Below are 8356 nucleotides of genomic sequence, written 5' to 3' on the forward strand. Positions count from 1 at the left end.
CGTCTAGGGTCGGCCCAGGCCCACCGCAGACTCCCGACTGCCGTCCGGAGCGCGTCGCACCGCGGCACGCGAGCACGCTCGCCGGCCGATCCCCCGCACGAACCCCGGAACGGAAAGGTGCTCGCGCATGTCCCTGACGGCGGCGTTCGCCGAGGAACCGGTCAGGTTCCGCTCGTTCGGCCCGCACCACCTGTCCGAGGTCGCGGCCCGGCACGGCCTGCGACCAGAGCTGCTCGACGCCGTCCGGACGATCTCGCACGTGCTGCCGTTCCGGGTCAACGAGTACGTGCTCACCCACCTCGTGGACTGGGACCGGGTGCCCGACGACCCGATCTTCCGGCTGGTGTTCCCCCAGCGCGGCATGCTCGCCGAGGCGGAGGAAGCCGAGCTGGCCCGGTTGTCGCGGGCCGACGACCGCCGCGGCCTGCGGGAGGCCGTCTCCCGCATCCGCGCGGGGCTCAACCCGCACCCGGCCGGGCAGCAGCAGCTCAACGTGCCCACCCTGGAGGGCGCCGACCTGCCGGGGATGCAGCACAAGTACCGCGAGACGGTGCTGTACTTCCCCCAGCAGGGCCAGACGTGCCACGCCTACTGCACCTACTGCTTCCGCTGGGCGCAGTTCGTCGGCGACGCGGACCTGCGGTTCGCCGCGCCCGGCCCGGACCTGCTGACGCGCTACCTGCGGCGGCACCCGGCCGTCACCGACGTGCTGATGACCGGCGGCGACCCGATGATCATGAGCACCGAGCGGCTGCGGTCGCACATCGAGCCCATCCTGCGGGTCGACACCGTGCGGACCGTCCGGATCGGCACCAAGTCGGTGGCCTACTGGCCGTACCGGTTCACCACCGACTCCGACGCCGACGACGTGCTGCGGCTGTTCGAGCAGGTGGTGGCGTCCGGCCGGACGATGGCGGTGATGGCGCACTTCAGCCACCCGCGCGAGCTGCGGACCGCCGCCGCTTCCCGGGCCCTGGCCCGCATCCGCGCCACGGGCGCGGTCGTGTACTGCCAGGCGCCGCTGGTCAAGCACGTCAACGACGACCCGCACGTGTGGACGGACATGTGGCGCGACCAGTTGTCGGCGGGCCTGGTCCCCTACTACATGTTCGTCGAGCGCGACACCGGGCCGCGCGAGTACTTCAAGGTGCCGCTGGCCCGGGCGGTCGAGATCTTCCAGGCCGCCTACCGCACCCTGCCGGGCCTGGCGCGGACCGTGCGGGGGCCGAGCATGTCGGCGACGCCGGGCAAGGTCGTGGTCGACGGGGTGGAGGAAGCCGCCGACGGCAGGCACTTCCGGCTGAGGATGGCCCAGGCCCGTGACCCCGCGCTGGTCGGCAGGCCGTTCCGCGCGCGGTTCTCCGAGACGGCGTCGTGGCTGGACGAGCTGGAGATCGACCCCGGCACGCCCGCGGACATCGTGGACGCGCTGGCCGCCACGGCGAACGGGTCCGCCGTCGCGAGCTGAGCAGGGCCGCACCACTCCCACGACGAAAGGTTCGCTGTGGCTGTCCGCAGGATCTCGGCCAACCTGGCGCTCGACCACGCGGTGGCGTCGCGCCAGGCGGCGGGTGAGTCGATCGTGCACCTCGGGTTCGGCGAGGCCCGCCTGCCCGTGTTCCCGGGCCTGGTCGACCGGCTGGTGTCCGGCGCCGGGCGGAACTCCTACGGTCCGGTGCCGGGGTCGGCGGGCGCGCTGCGGGCCGTCGCCGGCTACTTCGACCGACGCCGCCTGCCGACCCGACCCGAGCAGGTGGTCCTCGCGCCCGGCAGCAAGGCGCTGCTGGTCGCGCTGCAACTCGCCGTCCCCGGCGACGTGCTGCTGCCCGCGCCCTGCTGGGTCACCTACGCGCCCCAGGCCGTCCTGGCGGGCAAGGACGTGTTCACGGTGCCGATCCCGGCCGAGTGCGGCGGTGTGCCGGACCCCGACGCCCTCCGCGAGGCGGTGCGGGCGGCGCGGGCGGCGGGCGCGAACCCCCGGATCGTCGTGCTCACCGCGCCCGACAACCCCACCGGCACCACCGCGACACCCGACCTCATCCGGCGGATCTGCGCGGTCGCCGAGGCCGAAGACCTGCTGCTGGTGTCCGACGAGATCTACCGCGACCTCGTGCACGACCCGGACTTCGAGTACCTGAGCCCGGCCGAGGTGGCCCCCGACCGCACGGTCGTCGTCACCGGCCTGAGCAAGAGCCTGGCGCTGGGCGGGTGGCGGATCGGCGTGATGCGCTTCCCCGGCACCGAGGACGGCGAGCGGATGCGCGCGGACGTCGCGTCGGTGGCCAGCGAGGTCTGGTCCACGTTGGCGGGTCCGATGCAGGAAGTGGTCGAGTACGCGTTCGACGAGCCCGCCGAGCTGGTGGCCCGCCGCGACGCCGACGCCCGGTTGCACGGCGCGCTCGCGCGGGCCGTGCACGACATCGCCGCCAAGGCGGGAGCGCTGGTCCGGCCGCCCACCGGCGGGTTCTACGTGTACCCGGACTTCGAGCCGCTGCGCGACCGGCTGGCCGCGACCGGCGTGGTCGACGGCGACTCCCTCCAGGAGCGCCTGCTGGAACGGCACGGCGTGGCCGTCCTCGCGGGCGGCCACTTCGGCGACGACCCCCGCGGTCTGCGGTTCCGGGCGGCCACGAGCGTGCTCTACGGCGACCGCCCGGAGCTCCAGCAGGAGGCGATGGAGGCCACCGACCCGACGGCGGTGCCGCACGTGGCGCGGGCGCTGGACGTGGTCGAGCTGGCGTTCACCGCGCTGGGCGCGACCCCGGGAGGACGGCCGTGACGCCGCCCACCGCGATCGCGTTCCCCGGCATGGGACCGACGAAGTTCGCCGACGTCGCCAAGTTCGCGCTGATCAACCCGTTCGCCCGGGAGCTGTACGCGGTCGCGGACGAGGTGCTCGGCTACGACCTGTTCGCCGCGCTGCGCGCCAGCTCCGCGGACTACGCCGAGGCCGACCAGGTCGCTTTCCTGGTGCACAGCCTGGCGTTGGCCCGCTGGGCGGAGCACGAGCACGGGTTCACGCCGCTGCTGGTGACCGGTGCGAGCTTCGGCGGCAAGGCCGCGGCCGTGCACTCCGGCGCGTTGTCCGCGGCCGACGGCATCCGGCTCACGGCACAGCTCGTGCGGCTGGAGACCGAGTACTTCGCCACCCGGCACGCCGACGTGGTGACCCTGTCGTTCGCCCGCACGCCGGCCGACGAGCTGGCCGCCGCGCTCGCCGAGCTGGACGACTGGCACGAGCTGTCCTGCGAGGTCGACGTCGACCTGGCCATGGTGTCGCTCAAGCGGGACCGGGTGGAGTGGCTGTCCGACCGCCTGCGCGCGGCCGGCGGGCTCCCGCTGTACGTGATGGACCCGCCGCTGCACGTCAGCCTGTTCACCGACCTGCGGGACCGGATCGAGGCCGAGCTGCTGCCCGCGCTGGAGTTCCGCGACCCGGCCGTGCCGGTGGTCGCCGACCAGGACGGCTCGCCGCGCACCACCGCCGACGGCGTGCGGACCATGCTGCTGGACGGCGTGGTGCGGGCGGTGCGGTGGCCGGCGGTGGTGCGGTCGTTGAAGGACAACGGCATCGAACGGCTGTGCGTGGCCGGGCCGGACGCCCTGTTCGGACGCGTACCCGGCACCACCGACAACTTCACCGTGCTGGCCGCCACGCCGAGGCTCGCGACGCGCCCGCGCAGGCGGCCCGCGCTGGTGTGACCCCGAGGAGGACCCCATGTCCACGCGAGCACCGCTGTCGGCCGACGACCCCGCGCTGCACTCGCGGTTCCTGCGCGGGCTGGCGGCCCGCCCCGACGGTGTGGCGCTGCACCTGGAGGACGGCACCCGCCACACCTACCGGGAGCTGCACGACCTGGCGCTGAGCTGGGCGGGCGCGCTGGTCGACGCGGGCGCGACCGGCGCGGTGGGCGTGCTGGCGGACAAGACCGTCGAGGCCTACGCGGGGCTGCTCGCCGTGCTGTACGCGGGCGCGACCGCCGTGCCGCTGCACCCGGGCTTCCCGGCCGCCCGCACCCGCCGGATGCTGCTCAGCGCCCGCGTGGACGCGGTCGTGGTCGACCGGGCCGGGCTGGCCGCGCTGGCCGAACTGGCGCCCGAAGGGGTGGCCGTGCTCGCGCCCGACGCGGACCCGCTGGGCGACCTGCGGCGCCTGCCGGTCGGCGAGCCGCTCGGCGCGCCCCGCCCGGTGTCGCCGGAGGACACCGCCTACGTGCTGTTCACGTCGGGGTCCTCGGGGCGGCCCAAGGGCGTGCCGATCACCCACCGGGCGGCGGACCACTACTTCTCGGTGATCGAGCGGCGGTTCGACTTCACCGCCGACGACCGGTTCTCCCAGGCGTTCGACCTGAACTTCGACTGCGCGATGTTCGACCTGTTCTGCGCGTGGGGGCACGGCGCGCAGGTGCACCCCGTGCCCGGCGGCGCGTACCTGGACCTGCCCGCGTTCGTCGCGGAACGCGGGGTGACGGTGTGGTTCTCCACCCCGTCGGCGATCACGCTGGTGCGCCGCCGCGGCGGGCTGGGGCACGGGTCGATGCCGGGTCTGCGCTGGAGCCTGTTCGCCGGTGAGGCGCTGCGCGCCGCCGACGCGCTGGACTGGCTGAGCGCCGCCCCGGCGTCCGGGCTGGAGAACATCTACGGGCCCACCGAGCTGACCGTCACGATCACGGGGCACCGCTGGACGGACGCGACGCCCGCGTCGTGCGTCAACGGGTTGACGCCGATCGGCGAGGTGCACGAGGGCCACGACCACCTGCTGGTGGCCGAGGACGGGTCGTTCGCCGCCACCGAGGGCGAGCTGTGCGTCACGGGTCCGCAGATGACGCGGGGCTACCTCGACCCGGCCGACGACGAGGGCAGGTTCCTGGAGCACGACGGCCGGCGCTGGTACCGCACCGGCGACCGGGTGCGCCGGCACGCGGACGGGACGCTGGTGTACCTGGGTCGGCTGGACTCGCAGGTGCAGCTGGCGGGGTGGCGGGTCGAGCTGGCCGAGGTGGAGCACGCGTTGCGGGCGTGCGCGGGGGTGCGGGACGCGGTCGCGGTGACCCGTGCGACCGAGAACGGCTTGGAGCTGGTCGTGTTCTACACCGGTGACCGGACGCCGGCGCGGCTGCTGTCCAAGGAGCTGCGGGACGTGCTGCCGGCGGGGATGCTGCCCCGGGAGTACCGGCACGTCGACGACTTCCCGCTCAACTCCAACCGGAAGGTGGACCGCGGGGTGCTCACGACGTGGGCCGCGGAAGCCTGACCGACCGTCGGAACCCGTCGCCGGACTGCGCGCGGTGTGAGCGCGGGGTTGCCCTCGCGCTCACACCGGCGGCCTTGGAGCGGGTCAGCGGCGGCCGGTGGCGCCCGGCACGCGGGCCGCCAGCGCCGGGCGGTCCACCTTGCCGTTCGGGGTGGTCGGCAGCTCGTCGAGCACCTCGACCCGTTGCGGCACCATGTAGTCCGGCAGTGCCTCCATGCAGAACGCCTTCAGCTCCAGCTCGTCCAGGGCTCCCGCGCCCGCCGCGAGCACCGCGAACACGCCGAGCACCGGTTCCCGGTCGGCGAGCGGCAGCAGCAGCGCCGTCGCCGCCGCCACCCCGGGGAACTCGGCCACCCGGCGCTCCACCTCGCCCAGCTCGACCCGGTTGCCCCGGATCTTCACCAGCGAGTCGACCCGGCCCCGGAAGTACAGCTCGCCGTCCTCGCCGCGGCGGGCCAGGTCGCCGGTGCGGAACACCACCTGGCCGGAGCGGGGGTTGAGCGGGTCGGGCACCAGGGCGCGCGCGGTGGCCTCCGGGTCGTCCCAGTAGCCGGTGAACAGCGCGCCGCTGCGCAGGTGGATCTCGCCGAGGCCGCCCGGCTCGTCCACCGGGTCGCCGTCCTCGTCGATCAGCGTCATCTCCGCGCCGGGGTGGGCGAAGCCGATGGGCAGCTCCTCCACCCCGTCGGGCAGCGGGTCCGGCACGTCGGTGAACGACGCCGCCACCGACTCCGAGCTGCCGAAGCAGTTGACGATCCGCACGCCCGGCACCGCTTCGCGCAGCCGGCGCAGCTCGGGCAGCGGGAACTTCTCGCCGGAGTACAGCACGCCCCGGATGCCGCCGCCGAGCTCGGCCAGCAGCTCCGGCTCGTGCCGCAGCACGGGTCGCCAGATCGAGGGGACGCCGTTGACCTGGGTGGCCCGCGCGTCGTGCAGGAACTTCACCAGCCGGCGCGGCCAGCGCAGCAGCTCGCGCGGCACCGGCACGACCGCCGCGCCGCTGCCCAGCGCCAGGCCGATGTCCAGGAGCGAGAAGTCGAACTGGAGCGGCGAGGTGGTGGCCACGCGGTCCTCGGCCGACACGATGCCGTGGGCCAGCATCCCGCGGAAGAACGCCAGGATCGCGCGGTGGCTCATCACCACGCCCTTGGGCCGGCCGGTGGTGCCGGAGGTGAAGATCATGTACGCCGGGTCGGCGGGGGTGATCTCCCGGCGGCGCCTGCGGCGCGGCGCGGGCGCGCGATCGACCTCGAGACCGTCCGGACCGAACCGGGCCAGGCCGATCCCCTCCGCCAACCCGTCCCGCCGGCCGGTGTCGGCCTGGAGGTGCAGCGCGGGCGCGACCGCGTCCACGATCGCGCGCAGCCGCTGCGCCGGGGTCTCCGGGCTGACCGGGATGTAGGTCAGGCCGAGCGTGGAGCAGGCGAGGAACGCGGCGATGGACCACGACGTGGTGTCCGACTCCAGCACCACCCGGTCGCCGACGTCCAGACCGAGGTCGTCCAGCCGCGCGGCGAGCTCGGCCACGCGGCGCTCCAGCTGCCGGTGGGAAATGGCGCCGAACTCCTCGCCGGTCGTCTCCACCACGGCCGGCGCCTCCGGCGTCAACCGCGCCCCGGCGAGCAGGAATTCGTGCAGCGTCGTCACCGAGTCGTGCGCGCGTGCGAAAACAGGGCGAACCATGTCCGGAGTGCACCTCATCCCAATTCCGGCATCACCGAGAAGTGCCGCCGGTGACGCTATCAGCGCAGTTCACAGCCTTAACCCCAAGGCCACCCCTAGCACCCCCCTGACCTACCCCGAGCAACCCCCGAGGTATTTCCGACGATCATTCTGCCGGCGTTGTCCGTGCTACTTTTCACGATGTTCCGGTCACTCGACCGATCGTGAATACGGAAAGGGCAGCCATCATGTGGGACCAGCGTTTCGAGGAGATCCTGCGCGCGCACCTGCCGTTCGTCGAACCGGGCGAGGAGCTGACGCCGGACGCCGAGCTGCGCGACCTCGGGCTGGATTCGCTGGCGATGGTCGACCTGCTGGCCGCGCTGGAGAAGGGCTACGGCGTCCGGTTCCGCGACGACGCGCTGAAGGCCGAGACGTTCCGCACCGCGGACGCGCTGTGGGGCGTGCTGTCGGGCATGTTGGAGCACACCGCGTGACCGAGCGGGGGTGGTGGAAGGGCCGGTCCGGCCCTTCCACCGCCCCTACAGGCCTTTGAGGAAGTCCAGCAGGATCGCCCGGAACCGCTCCGGCTGCTCCAGGTGCGGCAGGTGGCTCGCGCCCGGGACCTCCTCGTAGCGGGCTCCCGGCACCAGCTCGTGGAACGGGGCGATGGCGGCGGGGGTCACCTCGTCGTGCTCGCCGCGCACCACCAGCGTGGGCACCGCGATGCCCGGCAGGTCCGGCTCGACGGTGAAGTCCTTGAGCGTGCCGGTGATGTGGAACTCGGTGGGGCCGTTCATGGTCCCGTACACGGTCGGGTCCGACCCCAGTTCCAGGAACGACGCGGTCAGCTCCGGGGGCAACGGCTGAACCCGGCACACGTGCGTGGTGTAGAAGACCCCGGTGGCCCACTTGTACTCGGGGTGCTCGTAGTCGCCCGTGGCCTCGTGCCGGTCCAGCGCCGCCGCCACCGCGGGCGGCAGCGCGCGGCGCAGCGCGGCCAGTTCCCCGATCCACCTCGGGTAGGAGGCGGGCGAGTCGGCGACGACCAGGCCGGTGAGACCTTCCGGTCCGCGCGCGGCGTGCGCGGCGGCCAGCACGCCGCCCCACGACTGTCCGAACAGGACGTACCGGCGCACGCGCAGCGCCGCCAGCAGGTTCGCCAGCTCGTCCAGGAACAGCTCGGGCGTCCAGAAGTCCGCGCCCCGGTCGCGCAGGTGCGTCGAGCCGCCGTTGCCCAGCTGGTCGTAGTGCACGACCGGCCACCCCTCGTCCGCGAGGGAGGCGAGGCCGAGCAGGTAGTCGTGCGTGCTGCCCGGCCCGCCGTGCACGACGACGACCGCGGGTCGGTCCGCGCCGAGGTCGCCGGTGACCCGGTACCAGGTCTTGTACGGCCCGAACGGCACCGTGCCCTTCGCGCTGGGCGGCGGGATCATCGGC

7 protein-coding genes are annotated in these 8356 nt (G+C 73.9%); 5 read left to right on the forward strand and 2 right to left on the reverse strand.

Annotation, left to right across the window (positions count from 1 at the left end; translation table 11 throughout):
• Positions 1–127 precede the first annotated feature (127 nt).
• The 4 genes from EDD40_RS04620 to EDD40_RS04635 are packed head-to-tail and all read left to right on the forward strand — an operon-like array spanning position 128 to position 5254.
• Positions 128–1468 (forward strand): KamA family radical SAM protein, encoded by a 1341-nt coding sequence (locus tag EDD40_RS04620; protein ID WP_123741783.1) that lies wholly within the window; start codon positions 128–130, stop codon positions 1466–1468.
• Between the two features lie 36 nt (positions 1469–1504).
• Positions 1505–2779: a pyridoxal phosphate-dependent aminotransferase gene (locus EDD40_RS04625; protein ID WP_123741784.1), complete on the forward strand. Its 1275-nt coding sequence runs from the start codon at positions 1505–1507 to the stop codon at positions 2777–2779.
• Positions 2776–3702 carry an ACP S-malonyltransferase gene (locus EDD40_RS04630; RefSeq protein WP_123741785.1) on the forward strand — a complete coding sequence of 309 codons (927 nt, stop codon included), beginning with the start codon at positions 2776–2778 and terminating at the stop codon, positions 3700–3702. Before EDD40_RS04625 ends, EDD40_RS04630 begins: the two co-directional genes overlap by 4 nt.
• A 16-nt stretch (positions 3703–3718) precedes the next feature.
• Positions 3719–5254: an AMP-binding protein gene (locus tag EDD40_RS04635; RefSeq protein ID WP_123741786.1), complete on the forward strand. Its 1536-nt coding sequence runs from the start codon at positions 3719–3721 to the stop codon at positions 5252–5254.
• Positions 5255–5338: 84 nt separating this feature from the next.
• Here EDD40_RS04635 and EDD40_RS04640 read toward each other — a convergent pair whose 3' ends face one another.
• On the reverse strand, positions 5339–6937 hold the full coding sequence (locus EDD40_RS04640; protein WP_123741787.1) for an AMP-binding protein: 1599 nt from the start codon (positions 6935–6937) through the stop codon (positions 5339–5341).
• A gap of 227 nt (positions 6938–7164) precedes the next feature.
• Here EDD40_RS04640 and EDD40_RS04645 point away from each other — a divergent pair, with 227 nt between their 5' ends.
• Positions 7165–7413: an acyl carrier protein gene (locus tag EDD40_RS04645; protein WP_123741788.1), complete on the forward strand. Its 249-nt coding sequence runs from the start codon at positions 7165–7167 to the stop codon at positions 7411–7413.
• Positions 7414–7458: 45 nt separating this feature from the next.
• Here EDD40_RS04645 and EDD40_RS04650 read toward each other — a convergent pair whose 3' ends face one another.
• Positions 7459–8352 (reverse strand): proline iminopeptidase-family hydrolase, encoded by an 894-nt coding sequence (locus EDD40_RS04650; protein WP_123741789.1) that lies wholly within the window; start codon positions 8350–8352, stop codon positions 7459–7461.
• Positions 8353–8356: the final 4 nt, after the last annotated feature.

Source organism: Saccharothrix texasensis (genome assembly GCF_003752005.1).
GTDB classification, from domain to species: domain Bacteria; phylum Actinomycetota; class Actinomycetes; order Mycobacteriales; family Pseudonocardiaceae; genus Actinosynnema; species Actinosynnema texasense.